We start from the raw sequence: 20,825 nt of genomic DNA on the forward strand, positions 1-20,825 counted from the left end.
GAGTCCGCAATCCCCTCAGGAACTGCGGACTCCCCCGCCATGGCCCCGGATACCGGAGCCCTATAAGCCACACGAAAGGACTGACCATTGTCAGAGAATCAGCTAGAACGTGAAGAATCCGCTGCCCTCCATGGCCCGGGCAGCGTTCTCGACGGCAAAGCCACAGCAGCAACTATCAAGGCAGAACTCGCCGGACGCGTCGCCGCGCTCAGGGACGCGGGCATCGCCGTCGGGCTGGGCACGGTCCTCGTCGGAGACGACCCGGCAAGCCACTCCTACGTAGATGGAAAGCATCGCGACTGCGCTGAGGTCGGAATCACATCGATCCGCCGGGATCTTCCAGCCGACATTTCACAAGAAGAGCTCGAAACAGTCCTCTCGGAGCTCAATGAAGACCCTGCCACCACCGGGTATATCGTCCAGCTTCCCTTGCCGGCACACATCAACCAGAACGCCGTCCTGGAAAAGATCGCCCCCAAAAAAGACGCCGACGGACTGCACCCAACCAACCTCGGCCGACTTGTCCTGAACGTCGGAGAAGCCATCGATTCTCCCCTCCCCTGCACACCAAGCGCCATTGTCGAGCTGCTCGAACGGCACAACATTGCCTTGAAGGGTCTGGAAGTGCTCGTGATCGGGCGCGGCGTAACCGTCGGACGGCCCTTGGGCCTGTTGCTCACACGTCGTGCCATCAACGCGACGGTTACCCTGGCACATACTGGCTCCGCTGACCTGGGCAAACTGATCGCACGTGCTGATGTCGTTATTGCCGCAGCGGGCGTGCCCGCGATCGTCAAAGCCCACCAACTCAAACCCCGGGCGATTGTTCTGGACGTGGGAGTGTCACGGGCACTTGACGAGGTCACAGGTAAGTCCAGGCTGCAAGGTGACGTCGAGACCGGTGCCAAGGTAGTCGCCAGCTGGTACTCCCCAAATCCCGGTGGCGTTGGTCCCATGACCCGGGCCATGCTCCTGGTCAACGTCGTGGACATAGCCGCAAGAACAACTCCGAACGGCCAGTAAACGCGACGACTTCGTCTTGGGCAGGCGTTGTGGCGTCACTCGCAATAAGCTCACCCACACAACCCGCGCGTAGGCCCACGACGAACCACCGACGGCTCAGAAATATAAATTGCCACAACGGATGCCCCGCCCCAGGGAACGGGGCATCCGTCGTCTCTGCCTCAGCCTTCTGCTGTGGACAGTCGGCATTAAAAGCTGCAGCGCCGGCCGTTAGGGCCGGCGCTGCAGCTTTCGGACTTTCAGATCGCGTACAGGGTCAGGGGATCTTCCCGCAGGTGCAGAGACCGTGAACCGATGAGTTCGAAGCGGAGCCAGACAATGTTCCATCCCCAAAAAGCGTATCCACAACTGCCCTGGTGACTTGGCCATCGCCGGTGTCCACCTGAACCGGTTGACCCGGCCTTAGGTCTTTCCAGTCGGAGATCTCGTTGGCCAAAGGATGGTTCACTGCCCCCATGTCCCCTCCGCCCCAACCGCGTCAGGAGCTATCCACACGGTCTTCATGTTGGTGAATTCGCGGATTCCCTGGCGGCCGAGTTCCCGCCCATACCCCGATTTCTTAATCCCACCAAATGGTAAGCGCGGGTCAGAGACCACCATGCCGTTGACGAAAACCGCACCGACATCCAGTCGGCGCACGACTGCCTTAGCTCTGTCCGTGTCCCGGGTCCACAAGGACGCCGCCAGGCCAAACTCAGTCTGGTTTGCCAGGACGATTGCTTCTTCGGTCGATGAGACGCGGGTAATGGCCGCGACCGGGCCAAAGGTCTCTTCGTCAAAGGCAGCCTGCCCCGGAACAACCCGGTCAATGATCGTTGGCGGGTAAAAATACCCAGGCCCCTCTGGCAGTTCTCCACCCAGTAGAAGCCGTCCTCCTGCCTCCAGCGTGCGCTGTACCTGATCGTGAAGGGTCGCGCGAAGGTTTTCCCGGGCCATGGGTCCGATGTCCGTGGCTGGGTCCAGCGGATCGCCAAGAACGAGTTCCCTGGTTTGGATCACGAACTCGGCCACGAACTCGTCGGCGATCTCTTCATCGACGATGAATCGTTTGGCGTTGATGCATGCCTGTCCCGCGTTGGTGAAGCGTGCCTTAACGGCGGTCCGTGCGGCGTCTTTGATGTCCGCGTCGGCTAAAACGATGAATGGATCAGACCCGCCGAGCTCGAGGACCTGCTTCTTGAGGGCCGCTCCGGCCCGGGAGGCGACAATTGCGCCGACTTGAGTGGAACCGGTGAGCGCGACCGCGGCGATCCTGTCGTCGGCAATTACCGCCGCGACCTTCTCTGGTTCGATCAGCACCGTAGCACAAAGACCCGGGGCCAAACCTGCCTTGTCGAGAATGTCCTGGACGGCCAATGCCGACCGGGGAACGTTGTTCGCATGCTTGAGGATCGCGCCATTCCCGGCCGCCAGCGCCGGCAGTGCGAAGCGGAAGAACTGCCAGAACGGATAGTTCCATGGCATGATGCCCAGCACGACGCCCAGCGGCTCGTAGGCCACTCCGCTTTCCTTGGCGTCGGCATCTATGCTTTCGAAATCCAAGAACCTTGCGGCGTTGTCGGCATAGAAATCCGCGGCGCCGGCTGACTTCTCAATCTCGGCCCGTGCCTCGGAAATCGGCTTGCCCATCTCCAACGTGATCAGATGCGCGTATTCGTTGACGTTTTCACGCAGAACCTTGGCCGTGTTGCGGAGGATCTGTACGCGATCCTCAACGGGTACCAAGCGCCAAGCCTGCTGCGCGTCAACGGCGGCAGTAAGGATCCCGTCCAGCTGGAAATTTGAGTGCGAATCGAATGTCTGAAGTTGTGTGCCCGTCGCCGGGTTGATCGAGGAGATCATGGGTTTCTTCCTTTGCGAAAGGGGATAAACGTCCCGGTGTTGGACCAGTCCGGGCAACCGTGGGGAAAGTACTGCCGCCGTGTTCTGGCTAGGTAATCCAGTCAGGACACGACGGCAGCAGATGCTGGTTTCACCAGCTCCGTTGCACCCGGGAGGTCATCCGTCCAGTCGTGTCAACAAGGTTGAGAACTGGCTGCGGTCCGATGACCTCAGGTGCCGCAGGGTCAGGCTCCAGCGGCTGCGTAGCGGTGGGAACTCTGGACGGTGGCTTCTTCGCTGATCTGGGCACCCTGCCAGGCTTCCTTGTCCCGATAGGGGAACCACCAGAAGTCGTGGCTGGAGGCTGCCGGATCGATCATGACGAGTTTGGTGTGACGGAAGGTGTCGAGCCCTTCGGCGCCGAGCTGGCGGCCGATACCGGACATCTTGCGGCCACCGAACGGGCCTGCATCGTTGTCGAGGATCGGTGCGTTGACCCACACCATGCCACTTACAATTTCGTTGGTGGCCCGGGTGATCTCTTCGACGTCCTTCGAGTACAAGGTAGCGCCGAGACCGAACGGGGAGTCGTTGGCGACCTTCAAGGCCTCTTCAAAGCTTGAGACCTTATACACCGGAGCAACTGGACCGAATACCTCAGTGGTGAAGATATCCATGTCCGGGCGCAGGTCCTCCAAGATGGTGGGGGCGTAGAAGAACCCGTCCCGCAGCTCCCCTCCCAGGTTCAACCTGTTTCCGCCGATCGTGACGGTGGCGCCCTGCTCGACAGCCCGGGCCACCAGCTGCTCAACACGGGCTACCTCGCGGGCGTTTTCCATCGGTCCGAAATCAACCTTGTCAAGGCCGTGGCCAACCCGCAGCTGCTTCACATTGGCGATAAAAGCGTCCATAAACTGGTCATAGACCTCCTCATGGACGAGGATCTTCTCCGCCGACGTACATACCTGGCCGGCGTTGAAGAAGGACGCAAAGGTAGCTGCACGGGCGGCGACATCCATGGGGGCAGAGGGCATGACCAGGAAAGCATCACTGCCTGACGCCTCAATCAGGTGTGGCTTGAAGTGCTCAGCACAGGCCCGTGAAACGGCCTGTCCCGTCGCAACACTTCCGGTGAAGGCGATCATGTGAGTGTTCTTGTGGGAAACGAGCTGCTTCGCCGTGTCGGCACCACCGGAGACACACTGGACCAAACCAGCAGGCAGGTTCCGAAAGACCCGCATGAAGGAAAGAGTCGTCAGGGAGGCGTTCTCTGAGGGTTTGACGATCACGGAGTTACCAGCTGCCAAGGCAGCGGCCGCTGACCACATGAACAACAGGATGGGGAAGTTCGCGGGAAGGATGCTCACCACCGTGCCCATGGGTTCCTTCAGGGTGTAGTGGGTCTGACCGACAACAGAGGTGCCAAGAACCGAACCAATCGAGTGCCGGCCCAGTTCTGCATAGTAGTCCACTGCAGAGCCTGACCAAGCCATTTCGTCGGAGCTCTCCTTGTACGGCTTGCCTGTTTCACGGGTCAGTAGTTCGGCAATTTCGGGTGCGAGCTTCTTCATCTCCGCTGCCACTTCGTGCAGCATCTCGGCACGCTCGAGTGCCGTACGGGCGTACCATGCCTTCTGCGCAGCATTGGCGGTGGCCACGACGGCTTCAATGTCGTCGTGGCCGACCTCGGCCATTTGGCCGATGACTTTGTTGTTGGAAGGGTCCACGACATCGCGGCCCTGCGATACGGGAACGTATTCTCCGTCGTGGAAGAACGTGTTACTGACTCGAGCGAATTCGAGGTTGGCATTCATGGGTGGTTCCTTACGTTGTTTATGTGAAAGCAAAGAATGGGGAGCACCGTGCTGGCGGCTCTACCTGGTCCGGACAATCGAATAGGACTTAATGAGCTCTGTTTGCACTTTCCAGCGGCCCGCCCAGCCCTCAGGGAGGACCACAACAATTCCGGCCTGCAGGTTGGTTTCGTGCCCCTGGTCATCAACCAGTTGACCTTGGCCGCCAACGATGTGAATGATTTCCGTGTAGCCAGTCAGCTTGGTGGTGAATTCGCCAGGGGTGACCCTCCAGAGGCCAGCTTCCGTTGCCGGGTCGCTGTACAAAACCAAGGTGCTGGCCGAAGGGTCCCCTGAGAGGACGCGTTCCGGGCTGATGGCCACCTGCCCGGGCCAGTGGATATCGTCTGTCGCTAATACGGCTGCGTTCATGCGCTGACCGCGTCAACTTTGAGGCCTTGGACAGCATTCCGAATCCTGACCGCCGCCCGTTCGCCGCTGCGTAGCGCGCCTTCCATCAGGCCCGTGAAGTCCGGGTCCGCGTACTCGCCAGCGAAGAACAGGTTACCCACAGGTCGTTCCAGTTCTTCTGAATCCTGCTTTCCCCCCGGGGCGAAAGCCGCATACGCGCCGCGCGCAAGGGGATCGTTACGCCATATAGTGGCAACTGCGCCGCTTTCGCTGAAGTCCAGGTCAGGGCGGATGTGGCGGGCATGGGTTATCCAGGCGTTGAAGTCTCCATTGCCTTGTGCGCGGTCCAAGGCGCCAGGTGATCCCATGAAGGAGTTGAGCACCGGAGCAACGGTGCCGGTATTGCCCAGGGCCGTCCATGTCCAGAAGCGGCCGTTGGTTGACATCACCGCGCTGGTTGCCGGGACTGACCGCAGGGGGAGATGAAGCTTGGCGGCATCCCCTTGCAATACCCGGTTCAGTGCGTTGGTCTTCCACTCCGGAACGGACATGGCAACAGTTGAAGGGTCGCGCACGATGGACAGCGGGAGCGCTACGATGGCGGCGTCGAAGGCGGCACTACCAGTTGATGTTTCAACGAGCACCTCGTCGCCGACGTCCGTCACAGCTCGCACGGTCTCCTCGTAGCGCACAGAGCCGCCAAGGCGGGCTGCGAGGGCGTTAGGAAGTTCCTGGTTTCCGCCGCTGATCCTCCAACTCGGACGCGGCTCGAAAGAGGCGATGTGCTCAAGAGTGTCAGCGCTGACCTGGTCTGCTGCGACAGCGGTTGAAATTTCGATACGTCCGCGAAGTGCATCCACGAGCCGTCCGTTACCGTCCAATCGCTGGAGAACTTCCTCTGCCGATGGTGGTGATGGGTAGGTCCGGGCGATGGCCGCAGCTGCCCTTCCCGCCTCAACCACATCCTGCGTGCTGATCCCTGGGGTGTCAGCCAGTTCACGAACGTAGTAGCTCATGCCAGTGTCAACGAGGGACAAGTCAGTCAAATTAAGCAGACGCTGCATCGTCGTGTAGCCATGCAATACGAATTCAGCGCCACGTTCGATGATGCAAGATTCGTCGCGTCCGGCCCTGATTGCTTGTGACCAGACGCGCCCACCCGCACGTTTGCGAGCTTCGAAAACGGTGACATTGAATCCATCAGCTTCTAGCTGTGTGGCAGCTGCCAAGCCAGCAAGCCCGGCTCCCAGCACCGCGATGCGCGAACCTTCGCGGAGGAGGCTCATGATGCGGCCTCCATCGCGTGCATCAGGCCAATGGAAGCCATGACACAGCTCCCCCTCGCTGCAGTCCTCAGCGCGGACATCGGTGCAATATCTGCGGCCATGTCGGAGTCATCTCCTTTGATGAGGTGTTGTCGTATGACTCACGATAGTGACGCAAAGAGCCGCAAAGAATCGTACCAATGTAAGAAATTTGCCCTCTATTAGTAGAGGTGTATATTTCATTGCATGGAACAGTCGGTACTAACCGTCAACGATCTAGTCGATACGCAGAGCCTAGGAACACGTGTTCTGGCCGGGGCCAGCGGACTTGACCGTCAAGTACTCTGGGCTCATAGCTGCGAACTCAGCGACCCGGCACGTTGGCTTGGCCCCCACGAACTACTCATGACTGTGGGTCTGTGCGTTCCTCATACCGCCGAGGAACAGAGCGCGTTTGTCCGCAAGCTTAACGAGGCCGGCTTGGCGGGTGTCGCCCTCGGCGACCACCCCAGCCTTCCGTCGCTGACCCAAGCGCTCTTCGACGAAGCTGACAGACTGGGTTTTCCCGTTCTCCTAACTAACGAGGAAACGCCTTTTGCCGCCATTGGCCGTACCGTTGCCGCAGCAACAGCCACCACGCAAACATTCCAGGTCCTGAAACTCAGCAAGCTCTACCAACTATCAACGTACGCACACGCAGACCCCAAGCGCCTCATAAGCGATCTTCAAGACCTCCTAAGGTCCCGACTCACTGTCGTGGACACGCAAACAGGGCTGACCATTATTGACGGTCCTGCCTTGCCTGCCCTGGGAGAAAATGGTCGCGAACGTTCATACACTCTTCCTGGCGGGCGTGGAGCGAAGCTGGTCGTCGGAGAATACCCTGGAGAGGACATCAGCAGCTTCCTGTTGATCCACATCCTGCAGGTCGTTGACGTGGCAGTAAACCAACTGTTGAACGCCATCCATGAGCGGGCAGAACGTTCCAGGAACATGCTGGAAACAATCCTGGAAGGGCGTATCCCCGAACAAATCGATGATGTCCTCAACCCCGCAGACATGGTCGGAGGCTACAAGATGGTAGCTCTCAATGCGGAGGAGGGTCCGAAGATAAACCGCGCAGCTTCGATCGCGGCTCTGCCCGTCCTCGCCGGGCCCGGACGGAACTCTTTCTTTGTGCTCGTTCCTGAACCAGCGCTGCACCCCATTCGTGAAATTCTCGAAAAACTCGACATTCGAGCTGCAGCGTCCTCCTCATATGCAGACATCCGGGACGCAAAAGTTGCCGCCGAAGAAGCACACAAGGTCCTCTCTGCCGCAGGAGCCAACGACAACTGGCTCGACTTCACCGGCGTGCCCGTCTCGCTTCTCGCAAGATCCAGAAAAGAAGCAGACAGTATTGTCCGGCAGGTACTCGGAAGTCTCGCAGACCTGGACCCGAAAACAACAGCCCTACGGGAGACTCTCTTTAGTTTCCTGAAAAATGACCGCCGTTGGAACGAAACCGCCGCAGAGTTGGGCATCCATCGACAGACACTGTCTTACCGGCTCGCCAAAATCAAAGAGACAACCGGACGGGACACCTCGACCTCAGCGGACTTCGCCGCACTCTGGCTGGCATACCAGGCATGGCTTTCCCACCCGCGGAGCGATGCCCAAGAACCATCATCGCTTCGCCGGTAAGGCCCCAACTACTGCGATCGCCAGCCAGCTGCCCCGATAGCCCCAGCCTGGTCATCGTGGCCGACCTTCCCCGAAAAGGCGCGCCTGTTCCACCAGTTCGGTCATCCATGGTCGATGGCCCTGCCGAAACGTCAAGCCCTCGGGCAGCCCTTGAACGGCCGCCTCAGAACCGATGACGTCAATAGTGATGGGACCTCTGCCCGTCGGTGCGTTGGTGATGTGCAGATCGCCAAATGACTCCGGAATAGCCGGGTCCATCCACAAGCCCCCTCGGGAAACATGGGCGTCGTAGCGCAGCAGACTCATGACCAGGTGTATGGGGGTCGTGGCAGCCCACGCCTGGGGCGAACAAGCCGCGGGATAAGGTATGGGTTGCGGAAATACATCCCGACTGAATCCGCAGAACAGCTCGGGAAGACGGCCATCCGAAAACTCAGCCGCCTCAAAAAGAGCTACGGCTATACGCTGTGCCTCCGCCACGAATCCATATCGCATGAGACCGGTGGCGATGATCGCGTTGTCGTGCGGCCACACAGATCCATTGTGGTAACTCGCCGGATTGAAGGCCCCCATGTCACTCGCCAAAGTCCGTACGCCCCATCCACTGAACATCTCTGGCGACATCAGACGGTCGACAACGAAGGGCGCCTTATCCTTATCCACGATCCCCATCCACAGGCAGTGGCCCATGTTCGATGCGCACGCGTCAACCTGCCGCTTCTTTGCATCCAGCGCAATCGCATAATAGCCCCGTTCCGGGATCCAGAACTGTTCGTTGAACTGCTTCTTAAGCCGTGCCGCCTTTTCCGCCAGCTCGGACCCCAGAGCGTCATCGCCAACGTCGTAAGCCATCCAAGCACGCGAAAGATACGCGATGTAAACGTAGGCCTGCACTTCGCACAGTGCTATGGGAGGTTCCGCGAGAGTCCCATCGGCAAAGTTGATGCCATCCCACGAGTCCTTCCAGCCCTGATTGATCAGTCCCCGCTCGTTAAGCCGTTCATATTCAACAAAGCCATCACCGTCTTTGTCACCGTAATCGCGAATCCAGGACAGTGCGCGATCCGCATGCGGCAGCAGGGCAGCGACCGTATCCGAGGCAAAGCCCCAACGACTAAGCGCTCCAATGGTGTTCACGAAGAGGGGCGTGGCGTCCACACTGCCGTAGTAAACGGACTTACCACCCAACGACAATCCACTTGAAACACCGAGCCTGACTTCGTGAAGAATCTTTCCAGGTTCTTCCTCCGTCAGCGGGTCCACAGCCTTGCCTTGGCGGTCGGCAAGGGTTTGCAAGGTGCCCAGGGCGAGTGAGGGGTCCACAGGAAGCGCCATCTCAGAAGCCCACAACGAGTCACGCCCAAACAGAGTCATGAACCACGGCGCGCCAGCCGCCACAACAACCCGCTCGGGTTGATCAGGATCTTCAATCCTCAGAGCGCCCAGATCGTCATAGCTGCGCTGTAAAGTGCGTTCAACAGACCTGTTGCCCATACGCATTGCCGGGATCTTAGCTACCCACTCCTGTCGGCGGCGATCTTCCGGGGAAAAGCCCGTCTCATCCGATCCTGTGAACGGTAGAGACGCCCTTCCCTCAACTGCCGGGACAATGGTCAGGCCAGTGGTCCAGGAATCACGCGATGAAACGACCGCCTGATAAGTCACACACCGAGGCTCGACCACAGCACCGGCGGCATTAATGTCAACGCCCTTGCGGACATCCTCCCAAGCCGCCCAAATTTGAAGTGAATCTTCGTTCGCTTGGTGGGTTTTGTCCCAGCGGCGCTGACTCCGTGCCTCCTTAACCTCGAACAGATCAGCAAAATCCGCGTCTACGCTAAACCGAATGACACAATGGAACGGCTCTGACGAATAATTGCGAATTGTGATCCGCTCCAACATTCCCTGACCCACCTCCCTCAGCCGTTCGACAATCAGAGAGCTATCCGCATGGCCGTCGGTTCGAGGAACACGGCCAATAAACTGGGCCCGATAGGGTTCCTTTCCCCCTGAAGCCAGAGGCTCGAGAGCCAATCCGTTGATCGTGAGACTCCAGCAGGAGATGATCCGCGTGTCATGGACAAACAATCCGTGCGGAAGTGCCGGATCCATGTCCCCATTCGGAGAAGAGATACAGAAAGACGAACCCGCCACCAAGGTAACGGCTCCAGATCCCGGCGTACCTGCCAACGTATCGGCATTCCATCCAGCCACGTGCTGTCCCTTCGACGGCTGGTCAGTTGGGAACCTACGGAGACTTCGAGTCCCGATGAAGCCTTCGTCGCTGTAATTGACGCTACGCCAGACTTCCTCCCGGCACCATAGCCCGATGAGGTGCGACTGGGCACGGGAAAGCCGCGTCCGCTGCTTCTCAATCAGGAATGAGGGACCTAGAGATGGCCTGACGATGCCGCTACGCACAGTCCGCTTAGAGCACACCCTAACCTGACGTCAGGTTGGTCGTAGATACGCGTCAGGAAAGGGTGCGTAAAGCCTTTGTTGGACAGGTTTGACCGGACGCCTTAGGGGCTAACCTGCCACTTACGGTTCCCCTCCCCGTACCTGCCATGCAAGCAAAGGACCAATCTAATAACAACGGTGTAACACTATATATTGGGGCTGGGATTCGGTAACACTACAATATATAGTGCTCAAGTGACCGCTTCGTTCGGTTGATATTTGGAACACATCTGATTGGGGAACCGAGCTTTGGCTAAGACCGTATTCTATTCTTTCCATTACGAGCGAGACGTTCATAGGGTCCAGCTTGTCCGAAACATCAATGCGCTAGAGGGGCAGTCGCTGCTCAACTCACAGGCCTGGGAAGAGGTCCGCAGGCGAGGTCAGCAGGCGATCAAGAACTGGATCGACGAGCAGATGAAGTGGAAGAAGGCCGTAGTGGTCTTGATCGGCCAGGAGACGGCTGAGCGTCCCTGGGTTACTTACGAGATTGAGAAGGCCTGGCAAGCCAAACGTCCGCTACTTGGAGTTCGTATACATGGGCTCTCGTCTATGGGGACCGTCGATAAACCGGGCGCCGACCCCTTCGCGGGGGCAGCAGGGGTTTCGGGTGTTCCAATTTTCGACCCTACGGTTTTGGATTGGCAGCGGCGAATCGATTCGAAGGCGACCTACAACAACCTCGTTCGGAACCTCGAGCACTGGTCCACCCAAGGAGTCGTTCGCTGGTGGTGATGGCGCAATGCCCCTTCTGCGAGATAGCCGAGAATGAGGATCCCGACGCCCGCGAGGTGTACCGGGACGGCAAAGCTGTTGCATTTTTCCCACTTGAACCAGCAACACTGGGGCATACACTCCTCATCCCTCGAGTTCACGTTCCTGATATCTGGAACCTGCCGGAGGAGGTAGCAGCGCATCTAGGCATCACCTCCGTGCGTCTCGCCACTGCGATACGCCAAGCTGTGGCGCCTGAAGGGCTAAACATCATTCAGTCCAACGGCGCGGCCGCGACCCAAACTGTTCCGCATTTGCACATCCATCTGGTGCCTCGTTGGACGGGAGATGCCGTAGGACGGATATGGCCGCCTGAGACCCACTACACCGAGGAACAGAAGGACGATGTCTGGGGCAGGCTGAAGACCGAAATGCGCAGCTTGGAGCAAGGATGACCCAGGGGCCGACATATGATTCTCCGACCCGCGAGGATCTCAGGAAACACCTTGATTTAATCCAAGCAGTGGTTACTCGGATGTCCGCTGCATCGTCTAGTTCTAAAGGCTGGCTGCTGCCCGTGGCGACGGCAGCGTACGGCTTTTCGTTGACACAGCACTCTGGGTCCGTCGGCCTCCTCGGAGTATTCGCGGTTGTAGTGTTCGCCTACATAGACGCTAATTACCTGAGGCAGGAGCGGGCTTACCGGACGCTTTACAACGCTGTTGCCCAGGGGGACGGCAGAATTCCCCTTTACTCACTCAATCCGGCTGATGCTCAGGTTCCCCTCCCCGAGGATGCGGCCCGAGGGAAGTTTGCAGGTGCAATTGGCATGGCCAGACGCTGGGTTCCAGGTTGGCGCATCTGGGCGTCTTGGTCGGTAGCGCCATTTTATGGGAGCCTGCTGATGCTCGGTGCGGGCGTTTTCGCTTATGCCCTGGTCACTTAGTAGTACCGCCTAGGCAAGCCTCGGTACAGGTGGTTGACCAATTTTACGAGGAACCGGAAGCGTCTGACGTGTTGAAGACGACGGATCTGGTTGCAGCGCGACATATGGGCGCTTATCGGCGTTCGGCCGTTCGAAAATCCTCTTTCAACTGTGGCGAGCTGAGGTTAGTGAGGAATTCGGGAGGACTCGCAGGACTCAAGCTTCTTGCGAGTGAGTTCTAGTCAATGACTAGCGCAGCCGGCGTCGTTCAGTCTTCGGATTCTGTGCTTGCTTCTGCCCATTCGAGCGCGGCGACAACGTGTCCTTCGTTAGGAAGGGCGGCTTTTTCGTCTGCTGGCAGTTTGTCGTAGGTATAGGCGGCGACGGCCATGGGTGAGGTTGAGCGGCCGAGGCTGTACCGGACGCTGCGGTCGTTCTTGGTGCCACAGATAAGGATGCCGATGGTTTCGTTATGGTGCTCACGGCGGAGCATGTCATCGACAAGAGCGACATAGAAGTTCAGCTTGCCGGCATGCTCGGGCTGGAACTTTCCTGTTTTGAGCTCGATGACCACATACCGGTTCTGGTCCATGTGAAAGAACAGCATGTCAACGTAGTAGTCATCGCCGTCAACATCGAAGTGCACCTGCCGGCCAACGAACGAAAACCCAGGGCCCAGCTCCCGCAGGGTTTCTGTGATCCTGCTGGTCAGCGCCAGTTCAAGATCACGTTCGGCAACTTCCCCCGACAGGCCTAGAAATTCGAAATTGTAGGGGTCCTTGGCGACTTGCTGGGCCAGCTCGGAATCCTGTCCAACAAGCCGTTGGACAAAGTTCGACGGCGCCGCGCCAGTCCTCTCCAAGGTCCGGTTCATGATCATGTTCAGCAGGACGTTGCGGGACCATCCATGTTCCGCTGCCGCCCCGGCGTACCAGTCCCGCTCACGCCGGTGGTCCAACTTGTCCAACAGCACTGTGATGTGGCCCCACGGCAATTGTCCAACAGCCTGTTGGACAATTGGGTCCGGCCAGGCCGCGGCGAATCCCCGCATGTAGAAGAGGTTGGATCGAGACAGTCCCTTCATCTCGGGAAACTCGGCCCGAAGGTCTTCGGCCAGACGCCCCATAACCCCGCTTCCCCATTCCTCGACCTCCTGACGGGCCAAGACAGCCTTGCCAATCGACCAATACAACTCGATCAGCTGAGTGTTGACAGTTCGCAGGGCGGTCAAACGCGCGGTCCGGACCCGTTCCTTGAGCGAGGCCAAGAAATCGGAATACCCTGACGGCAGGGCCAAGGAGCGCGAGTCAGTCATACCCTCAACCCTAATGGCCGCCACTTAACCAGGGATTCAGTTGTCCAGACGGTGTACGGATAATTGCGCCACAGGCTGTGGCGCAATTGGGGGCATCATCTCAACCGGAAGCTGTTTTGGGATCGGATTGTGCCCTTTGTGAGGCCCCCCCGGATGAACAGCCAGTAGTGCAACAGCGTGTTGCACTATTGAGCCTGAACCAGTGCGTGGTCGATTCGCCCTGCTACCGCGTACATTCGCTGCCGGGAGCCTACGGCCGCATCCCTCTCACATCGGGGAACCAGCCTGCGGGTGCTTTCTTGGGTTCCAGATGTTCGGGGTCGCGGTGTTTTTGCATGTCGCATTTGTGAAAGGGCCCCCGCGGGTCCAGGAGGACGCGCATGTGGTGGTCTGCGTGGTCTCTCCACCAGACGCTCATTCCGGTGGCCCCGTCGAGTCGGAGGTTTTCCCAGGCCCGCCACAGCGCTTCGACGCGGGAGACGGCCTCGGGGTGGAAGTACCACTCGATGCACCACTTCGCGGCCCGACCATCTACGTCCCGCACGTAGGTGGGGAGCAAGTGCTCGTGCAGGAACTCTTCGGCCGACCTGTACACCAACTCCGGTGCTTTCGGCTCTTCTGTTTGTCCCTCGCCAGGGACCCCTGAATCACCGACCACGGTGGCAGTGGCGAATAGTCCAACTTCGGCTGTCATCGCAGACTCCTAGTTCGTAACCCAGGGATTGACCGCCGGCGCAGCAGCTGGAACCGGTAGAGCCGGTTCTTCGGAGCGTGGGCTGTACTTTTTGATGGAGGCTTCGACCGTTTCCTTGTGGGGTCCGGTGTACCAGGGCATGGTGCGGACGAGGGTGGCGGGTGCGCCTGAGGCGAGGACGACGGCGCGGCCACGGTCCAGCTCGGCCAGGTTGGAGACGTCGAAGATGCGTTCCTTGCTCTCTTGGCGGGAGCGACTGGACCCGGACTTGCCGGAGGAGGTGGAGACGTTGATGTAGCTGTAGTCCCCGATCAGGTCCATGAGCTCGCGGAGGAAGCCTGCTTCTGCCACGCCGCCGCCGTAGACCTTGACGTTCGCCGCTGACCAGATTTTGCGCATGTTCGCCTCTCCCCACAGCTCGACCCCCTGGGACCAGGACTGCAGGATGCCCATGACGATCAAGCCCTTGGAGCCGTAGTGGCTGAACTGGTCCGGCAGTCCCGCCCAGCGGACCACGTTGGCCAACTCATCGAGAGCGAACACTGCGGGCTTGGGCAGGCGGCCGCCGCTGCGCTCGGCTCGTTCTTCCATGGCTTCGGCAATGGCCACAGTCAGGGCAGTGGTGAGCGGCGCTGCCGAGCCGGCACCTTCCTTGGAGAGAATGTAGATCGTCTCCCGAGAGGCAGCGAAGGCGTGCGGGTTGAACTGGCGGCGGGCGTCGGTGGTCACCGTGGCCCCACCGGTCGGAGCGACCCAGCGCAGCGTGTTCCGGCTCTTGAGGCATTGGATCATCTTTTCGGCCGTGCCGAAGATACCGTCGCGCTGCTTATCAGCCAGCTTCAACGTCGATTCAAGGCCTTTGTACTGCAGCTCATAATCATGCTCGCGAAGGATCTCAATAGGTTCCTGACTGACCTGCTCCGTTACCCAGATGTAGACCTGCGTGATGGGCAGATCCTCGAGTGCGGCCGCGAGGAAATAGGAGGACAGAATGTCCTCGGCCTTGGGATCGAAGTAGGCATCGGGCTTGGACCCGGGGACGCGGGAACCGACGGAGAAGTGTTGGGTGAGTTTGTAGGCCTTCTCTTCGTCGGTGACGTAGGAGAGCGGGTTCCACCACCAGCCCGGTTCTTCCTGCGCGATCTTCTGCGGATCGAACACCCACACCGGAGCGATGGTCTCGCGGACACCACGTGTGCCGTCCACGACGTCGCGCTTGTTCGACGTCGACACCACGGCGCCTGGTGCGTCCAGGATGGCGGGCATGACCCGTGAGGTCGATTTACCGGTACGGGGCCCCCAGATGTCGAGGGACAGGTCTTCCCAGGACTGAATGAACTTCTGCCCAGTGGAGACGACCTTGCCCACCACGATGCCGGGAGTGTCAGTGACGCCCAGGCGCTCGGCGGTCGCTTTCGCTCCCTTCTCGGAGAACGCAGCCAGCGACTTACCCCGTCCGAGATAGCGGGCGGCCTTATCGACGCGGGCACGCTTTGAGGCACCCTTCCTCCAGGCCACCAGGACGACAACGGTCAGAGCCAGAACCACGGCGGCCATGAGGCAGGCGACGACTGTAGCTTCGGTGGGCCACCGTACACGGCCCTTGGCCAGTCCGGCGATCAGATCAATCGGATGGGCTGGCGGGGCGGCGATGCCTGCCATCGCCGAACCTAGGTGCAGGGCGGCGTAGGTTCCGCCGCCGAAGACGACGATGAAACCGATGGCCAGCCAGACCAGCAAGGCATCACCCAGGCCGATCCCTTTACGGTTTGGCGCGCTCATTTCTTGCCACCTTTCCCTTTACGGCCATTCGAGAGAACATCTCCGTCCCCGACCGTGGCCTTCCTGTTCTTTGCTGCGTTGTCAGACTCCTGCTTCTCCCGTAGTAGCTGTGTCCTCTCCGCCTCGGCGGCGGCTTCGCCCTTCCAGATTGGTACAAGCGTTGCAAGCGACAGCACTATGAAGATCCAGCCGATCAGTGTGCTCCACAGGGGAACGGCCTCCCATCCTGTTTTCCAGGAAGGAGGAAAGTTGAAGGCAATGGCTGTGGCGTAGACGCTAAGTATCGAAATCCCGTTTCTGGACCAAGTGATTTCGTGGTTTCGAGTTCGCTTTACGAGGTAGATCACGACGGCTACGGCGGCGGATATCAAGCCCAGACCCACCCAAAAATAGAACCAGCCGAGCTGGCTCTCGTAGACCGACGGATCAGCAATGATGTTCATGCCGACGCTAAGAGCCACAGCACTTAAAAAGATCACAGTGGTGACGCTGCCGTACCACCATTCGTTTGGGGTTGGGGCTCTCATGACGTTCCTTCTTGGGTGGGTAGGGCCGGGGCTGCCGTCTCGAGCAGGGTTTCCTGGGCTGCGTGCCATTTGCCGTCGGTATCGTTGACGCCTTCGGGGCCTTTCTCCAACGAGGTGAGGCCGACTTGGACGGGGATCCCGGGACGGCCACCGACTTTGATGAGGAATTTTCCCCGGCCCGGAGGTTCGACGTCGACGCCGCGTGAGTCCCACGCGGGCGGGTCCTGCCAGCCGATGAGTTTCTGCTGCTCCTGCCGGGACAACGGAATAGCGGAAGTCAGCAGCGGCATCTCGGAGGCGGGGAGGCCGCTGCAGATCACCATGCCGGAGCGTTCGACGAAGCCGCGGGCTTTCATCCGGTCCTCTTCTGCCGGCAGGGCCAGCAGGTCGGACATGGTGTGGGAGATCATGATCTGTCCGACGCCCACGGAGCGGTTCAACCGGGTCAGGGCGTCCACACGGTCGACCATGCCTTTACCGGCGCGCAGCGCCCGCCACAGCTCGTCCAGGACCACTAAGTAGTTCCGTCGCGGTTCCAACCCTGCGTCGGCGAGGGCGTTAGCGACGTTGACCGTGCCGAAGCCGTAGGACCAGCACGCGAGCAGGATGGCGGCCTGCAGGTCCGTTTCTGTCTCGTCAATGCTGGAGACGTCGAAGACCACGGCCCGGTCACGGACCATGGGCTGGCTGGTCTGGCGGGAGAAGATCTCTCCGAGCTTTCCGCCACCGGTCAAGCCGAGCAGGGTTGCCTCCAACGCCCGGGTTTCCTGCAGGTAGATCTTCATGTCGCCACGATCCAAGGCGACCTGGCGCAGCTCGTCAGGTGCGGAAACGATGACGTCGAGGAGGTCCTTCAACACCGGCACACCGTCGAAACGGTCATCGAGGACCCGCAGCGCACGGTCCAGGATCGTCTGTTCCTGATCGGTGGGCGGGTTGTTCCGGCTAATCGTAATGAGGGAGACGACCGTGGTCAGGCGGCGGCCGTGCGCGTCGGCACGGACCCGGGCCGCGTCCTCGGGGTGGCCGTTGTCTTCAAGGAGCTGCGCGGCTTCAACAGCCTGGCCCGGGTCAAGGATGTTCAGATACCCGACGCCACGGCCGAGCCGGATGACCTGCCCACCGAGGGCCCTCACGGCTTTGACGTGCTCTCCCTTGAGGTCACCAAGGATCAACGGGTGAACACCTTGGGCGGAGAGTCCGATGAACATCCGCCGCACGACCGTGGACTTTCCCAGCCCGGGCTTGCCCAGGATGAACGCCGAGGGGTTGGAAATCAGGCGTGCGCGCTGGAACCAGCTGATCGGGTCGCAGCAGACCGTGGCCTGGGTTTCCTCGTGGCGTCCCAGCGGGACACCGATCATGGGCGAGGACGCACCGGAGGAGAACGGCCACAGACCACAGACCTGAACCGTCGTTCCCCGGTACTCCTTCACGGAAGGTACGAGCTGGGCCATGCCACCGCCGCGCCCGGGCCAGCCACGGGCACCAGGACCGGCCTCACGCGGCTGCTTCTCAGCCTTCTTCGGCGCAGCCTTCGCAGGGGAAATGCTGTGCTTGGAGGAACGGGTGAAGAGTTTCGGGAAGGCCATTACAGAGCATCCTTAATCTCGGACGGGACCATGCTGTGCTTGGGCAGCACCAGACCCAGTGGCAGGGAAGCGGCGAACGCGGTGTCCTGCGAGCCGTAGGCGCGGCGCAGCAGCACCCGGGCGGTGCCCGAGGTCTGCTCCACGGCCGCTACAGCGTCTGCGAGTCGTTCCCGGTCGGTCACGGTGGCGGTGACGACCATGCCGAAGTTCACCAGCCCGGCACCTTGGGCTTCTTCCTGGGCGGTCTGCGCCGCCGATCGGGCATCGACCAGCGCCCGGGCTGAGGGGCGGGTGCCGGAGGTGATGCGGACGTTGGCGTTGTTCTGGTCCCGCTCCACCACGGCAGCGGCCCGGGCCGAATCCATCGGCCGGTACAGCAGCGAGACGCGTTTGCGGTCAATGTCCCCGTGCGGGGCCAGCAGCCGGGACAGGACCGAGGAGTTCACCGATCCACGCGGTGCACCGGTCATGGTCCAGGACGCGGAGAACGCGGAATCGTGCCGGTAGTCATCCCAGCTTGCCTGCGTCGCTGTGGGGCCAACCTCGCCCCAATTCAACGACACCGGAGAACCGGCTGCGTGGGCTTCATCAATGATCAGCGCAGCCGGAGGATCGTAGGCGATCCTCACAACCTCGCACAGTTCCTGGGCGGACATGGGCCGGGCGATCCCGGCACCGGTGGACTGCAACCGTGCCGACAGGCCCGGGATACGGGACGCCATCTCGCGGGCAACATCTTCCGGCGTCCGCTTCTTGGCACCTGCACGGATCGCGGAGTTAAACGTCAACGACACCCAGGCGCGGACAGTGGCCGATCCTTCAGGGTACGTTTCCACGACCTCGTTGAGCATTTCCCGGGCGAACTCGGGCGCGTCCGGGTCAATGTTCATCAGTACTTCGTTCCGGAGCCGGTACCCCGAATCCGGGGCGGTCTCGACCGTCACGGCTGCGGCGTCCAGCCCGGCCTCATCGGCCAGCCCGGCGAGCCAGCCACCCCAGTTAGCGACCCACGCATCGACCTGCTCAGGGTCCACCAAGGACGCCCCATCGGGTTCGGTCGAGAAGATGACCGTGAAGTGGCTCGTGGCGGGCACATGCAACATCGCGAACGGGCGCTTGTAGGAGTCAGTGAACTCGTACAGGGTCGACTTAGCTGCCAGGCCGGGGAGCTGGTACATGCCCCACTCGGTCACTCCGAGCGGCCCGGAGCGGTACAGGTTCGTCCCAGACGATTTGGAGACCTTGAAGGCCAAACGAGTTCCGGCGCGGTCAACAACGGACTGGCCATGCTTGTCCTTGACTGTCAGCAGCAGAGCGCTGACACCGGCAAAGGCAAGAACGCCCAGGCCGACGAACAGGCCCCAAATAGCGAAGCTCACAATGCCCAGCAACAGGCCGGCAAAGACGATCGCGGTGCCGATCGCGCCGAGGTTTGCCAGCCCCGCTGAGCGGGGAACGCGCCAGTTGCCGTAGGACGGTTCTTTGTATTCGGTGCTAATTGCTGCCACTGGGGCCCTCCCCGGTTGAATCGTGCGCTGTCTTTTCGATTGCGTGTGACGTTTTGGACGCCACCTTTGCTCCTGTTGCTACAGCCACACCCACGGGGCCAGCTGCCGCTGCTCTCCCGCTGGATGCGGCCGTTCCTGCACCGGCACCAGCAGCCGACCCTGCGGTTCCAGCGGTACCCGCTGTTCCGGCCTTGGCTGCTGCAGCCGTGCCAGCGGCTCCACCCGGACCCGTGGCACCCGGTGTTGGTTGACCGCCTCCACCACGGGGGCCGGATGTCCCATCGCTGCCCTTTGGCGAACTGCCGCCCTGAGTGCTCTGAGTACTCTGGGTGTTTATTGAGGATGCGGGGGTGGGTGAGGCGTTGCCTCTGCCGCTCCCGCCACGGCCCAGTGAAACAGCACCGGTGGCAATGGCCCCAACAGCCGCACCGGCCCCAGCACCACCGCCCGAGGCCACGGCACCGACCATCGGAGTCACGAAACGCATCAGAGCAGGCAGCGCGAATAACGCCACCACCATCAGCGTGAACCCCGTGATGGATTGAATCAGCGTGTTTTTGCCGTCGCCGTTTCCCATGAGCAGGAACGCCACAGAGTAGACAATGGCGGCGGCTGGTTTGTAGAGGATGAAAGCTATGGTCCAACCCACTGCTTTCTGGAACCACTGCCTACCCATCTCGGTGTTAGTGAACGCGGCCGTGGTGGGCAAAAGGCCCGCAAGGATGACCAGCATGCCGCTGCGTACCACCATGAGCACGACTTGGACGAGAGATGCGATCAACCCAATCAGCCCAAGGACGATCAGAATGAAGACTCCGACGCCGGTCTGGTTCGTCATCACCAGGATCTTCAGGGATTCGGCGAATCCCTGCCCGTTAGTGGAACGGTCGATGACGGCTACGGAGAAGGCATCAGCGGCAATCACCAGAATAGAAATGACGCCCAAACCAAGGCCGGACACCAGCGTCAGCGTCAGCAGCGACCGGAGTAGGTCCTTAAGCGGAGCCCCGCGCTGTTCCCAAATCAGGCGAATGCCACCAAGAATGACGGCGAGGACTGCAAGTGCGAGGGTCCACGGCATCAATTCGCTGTTGACCATGGAAACAACAGGGCTTGCCGTCGAACCGTCTTGGCTAGTTAGGTTCACCGTCGGAGTTGAGACCCAGAAGGTAGACAGAGTTGTCACCATCTGGCTCATGCCCTCCATGATGGCTTTGGCGAGGTTGTTGATGGCGTCATCTGTTATCCCAGCAACAACTTCACCGGCACCTTCCTTGGCCTGGCATGCTAAGTCCCATATTTCGCACGCCAT

16 protein-coding genes are annotated in these 20,825 nt (G+C 60.4%); 4 read left to right on the forward strand and 12 right to left on the reverse strand.

Features of this window, described 5'->3' with window-relative positions; translation table 11 throughout:
• Window positions 1-87 precede the first annotated feature (87 nt).
• Entirely contained in the window at window positions 88-1,023 is a 936-nt protein-coding gene (locus AC6JA3_RS22355) for a bifunctional methylenetetrahydrofolate dehydrogenase/methenyltetrahydrofolate cyclohydrolase (RefSeq protein WP_497920750.1), read from the forward strand.
• 444 nt (window positions 1,024-1,467) lie between these two features.
• On the opposite strand, the gene AC6JA3_RS22360 is transcribed toward AC6JA3_RS22355, so the two are convergent.
• The 4 genes from AC6JA3_RS22360 to AC6JA3_RS22375 all read right to left on the reverse strand — a co-directional run bounded on the left by AC6JA3_RS22360 (window position 1,468) and on the right by AC6JA3_RS22375 (window position 6,334).
• Window positions 1,468-2,865, reverse strand: a complete 1,398-nt coding sequence (locus AC6JA3_RS22360) for an NAD-dependent succinate-semialdehyde dehydrogenase (protein WP_497920751.1) — start codon at window positions 2,863-2,865, stop codon at window positions 1,468-1,470.
• A gap of 224 nt (window positions 2,866-3,089) precedes the next feature.
• Window positions 3,090-4,658 (reverse strand): aldehyde dehydrogenase family protein, encoded by a 1,569-nt coding sequence (locus AC6JA3_RS22365; protein WP_497920752.1) that lies wholly within the window; start codon window positions 4,656-4,658, stop codon window positions 3,090-3,092.
• A 60-nt stretch (window positions 4,659-4,718) separates the two neighbouring features.
• Window positions 4,719-5,069: a cupin domain-containing protein gene (locus AC6JA3_RS22370; protein ID WP_497920753.1), complete on the reverse strand. Its 351-nt coding sequence runs from the start codon at window positions 5,067-5,069 to the stop codon at window positions 4,719-4,721.
• The gene (locus tag AC6JA3_RS22375; protein ID WP_497920754.1) at window positions 5,066-6,334 is read right to left on the reverse strand and encodes a flavin monoamine oxidase family protein; all 1,269 of its coding nucleotides are present in this window, start codon (window positions 6,332-6,334) and stop codon (window positions 5,066-5,068) included. Before AC6JA3_RS22375 ends, AC6JA3_RS22370 begins: the two co-directional genes overlap by 4 nt.
• A gap of 225 nt (window positions 6,335-6,559) precedes the next feature.
• On the opposite strand from AC6JA3_RS22375, the gene pmfR reads away from it, so the two are divergent.
• On the forward strand, window positions 6,560-7,996 hold the full coding sequence (pmfR, locus tag AC6JA3_RS22380) for a transcciptional activator PmfR (protein ID WP_497920755.1): 1,437 nt from the start codon (window positions 6,560-6,562) through the stop codon (window positions 7,994-7,996).
• A gap of 51 nt (window positions 7,997-8,047) precedes the next feature.
• Here pmfR and AC6JA3_RS22385 read toward each other — a convergent pair whose 3' ends face one another.
• Complete coding sequence (locus AC6JA3_RS22385) at window positions 8,048-10,210, reverse strand: amylo-alpha-1,6-glucosidase (RefSeq protein ID WP_497920756.1); 2,163 nt, start codon at window positions 10,208-10,210, stop codon at window positions 8,048-8,050.
• 495 nt (window positions 10,211-10,705) lie between these two features.
• On the opposite strand from AC6JA3_RS22385, the gene AC6JA3_RS22390 reads away from it, so the two are divergent.
• Both AC6JA3_RS22390 and AC6JA3_RS22395 read left to right on the forward strand, forming a co-directional pair.
• Window positions 10,706-11,191, forward strand: a complete 486-nt coding sequence (locus tag AC6JA3_RS22390; RefSeq protein WP_497920757.1) for a TIR domain-containing protein — start codon at window positions 10,706-10,708, stop codon at window positions 11,189-11,191.
• A complete protein-coding gene (locus AC6JA3_RS22395; protein WP_497920821.1) occupies window positions 11,191-11,625 on the forward strand; it encodes an HIT family protein in 435 nt (144 codons plus the stop codon). Before AC6JA3_RS22390 ends, AC6JA3_RS22395 begins: the two co-directional genes overlap by 1 nt.
• Window positions 11,626-12,363: 738 nt before the next feature.
• On the opposite strand, the gene AC6JA3_RS22400 is transcribed toward AC6JA3_RS22395, so the two are convergent.
• The 7 genes from AC6JA3_RS22400 to AC6JA3_RS22430 form a co-directional block, all read right to left on the reverse strand.
• On the reverse strand, window positions 12,364-13,410 hold the full coding sequence (locus AC6JA3_RS22400) for a PDDEXK nuclease domain-containing protein (protein WP_497920758.1): 1,047 nt from the start codon (window positions 13,408-13,410) through the stop codon (window positions 12,364-12,366).
• Between the two features lie 250 nt (window positions 13,411-13,660).
• Complete coding sequence (locus AC6JA3_RS22405) at window positions 13,661-14,104, reverse strand: DUF4913 domain-containing protein (protein ID WP_497920759.1); 444 nt, start codon at window positions 14,102-14,104, stop codon at window positions 13,661-13,663.
• A 9-nt stretch (window positions 14,105-14,113) separates the two neighbouring features.
• The gene (locus tag AC6JA3_RS22410; protein WP_497920760.1) at window positions 14,114-15,886 is read right to left on the reverse strand and encodes a type IV secretory system conjugative DNA transfer family protein; all 1,773 of its coding nucleotides are present in this window, start codon (window positions 15,884-15,886) and stop codon (window positions 14,114-14,116) included.
• On the reverse strand, window positions 15,883-16,413 hold the full coding sequence (locus AC6JA3_RS22415; RefSeq protein ID WP_497920761.1) for a hypothetical protein: 531 nt from the start codon (window positions 16,411-16,413) through the stop codon (window positions 15,883-15,885). Before AC6JA3_RS22415 ends, AC6JA3_RS22410 begins: the two co-directional genes overlap by 4 nt.
• Complete coding sequence (locus AC6JA3_RS22420; protein ID WP_497920762.1) at window positions 16,410-18,005, reverse strand: helicase HerA domain-containing protein; 1,596 nt, start codon at window positions 18,003-18,005, stop codon at window positions 16,410-16,412. The genes AC6JA3_RS22415 and AC6JA3_RS22420 overlap by 4 nt, the downstream gene beginning before the upstream one ends.
• Window positions 18,005-19,513 carry an SCO6880 family protein gene (locus AC6JA3_RS22425; RefSeq protein ID WP_497920763.1) on the reverse strand — a complete coding sequence of 503 codons (1,509 nt, stop codon included), beginning with the start codon at window positions 19,511-19,513 and terminating at the stop codon, window positions 18,005-18,007. The genes AC6JA3_RS22420 and AC6JA3_RS22425 overlap by 1 nt, the downstream gene beginning before the upstream one ends.
• Complete coding sequence (locus AC6JA3_RS22430) at window positions 19,500-20,825, reverse strand: TrbL/VirB6 family protein (RefSeq protein ID WP_497920764.1); 1,326 nt, start codon at window positions 20,823-20,825, stop codon at window positions 19,500-19,502. The genes AC6JA3_RS22425 and AC6JA3_RS22430 overlap by 14 nt, the downstream gene beginning before the upstream one ends.

It is taken from the genome of Arthrobacter sp. TmtSoilC79 (genome assembly GCF_059739405.1).

Bases quoted from the DNA above. Each gene is read 5' to 3' on its own strand.
- AC6JA3_RS22360 (WP_497920751.1), bottom strand. From the start codon at position 2,865: ATGATCTCCTCGATCAACCCGGCGACGGGCACACAACTTCAGACATTC.
- pmfR (WP_497920755.1), top strand. From the start codon at position 6,560: ATGGAACAGTCGGTACTAACCGTCAACGATCTAGTCGATACGCAGAGC.
- AC6JA3_RS22395 (WP_497920821.1), top strand. From the start codon at position 11,191: ATGGCGCAATGCCCCTTCTGCGAGATAGCCGAGAATGAGGATCCCGAC.
- AC6JA3_RS22365 (WP_497920752.1), bottom strand. From the start codon at position 4,658: ATGAATGCCAACCTCGAATTCGCTCGAGTCAGTAACACGTTCTTCCAC.
- AC6JA3_RS22375 (WP_497920754.1), bottom strand. From the start codon at position 6,334: ATGAGCCTCCTCCGCGAAGGTTCGCGCATCGCGGTGCTGGGAGCCGGG.
- AC6JA3_RS22415 (WP_497920761.1), bottom strand. From the start codon at position 16,413: ATGAGAGCCCCAACCCCAAACGAATGGTGGTACGGCAGCGTCACCACT.
- AC6JA3_RS22370 (WP_497920753.1), bottom strand. From the start codon at position 5,069: ATGAACGCAGCCGTATTAGCGACAGACGATATCCACTGGCCCGGGCAG.
- AC6JA3_RS22410 (WP_497920760.1), bottom strand. From the start codon at position 15,886: ATGAGCGCGCCAAACCGTAAAGGGATCGGCCTGGGTGATGCCTTGCTG.
- AC6JA3_RS22405 (WP_497920759.1), bottom strand. From the start codon at position 14,104: ATGACAGCCGAAGTTGGACTATTCGCCACTGCCACCGTGGTCGGTGAT.
- AC6JA3_RS22400 (WP_497920758.1), bottom strand. From the start codon at position 13,410: ATGACTGACTCGCGCTCCTTGGCCCTGCCGTCAGGGTATTCCGATTTC.
- AC6JA3_RS22420 (WP_497920762.1), bottom strand. From the start codon at position 18,005: ATGGCCTTCCCGAAACTCTTCACCCGTTCCTCCAAGCACAGCATTTCC.
- AC6JA3_RS22430 (WP_497920764.1), bottom strand. From the start codon at position 20,825: ATGGCGTGCGAAATATGGGACTTAGCATGCCAGGCCAAGGAAGGTGCC.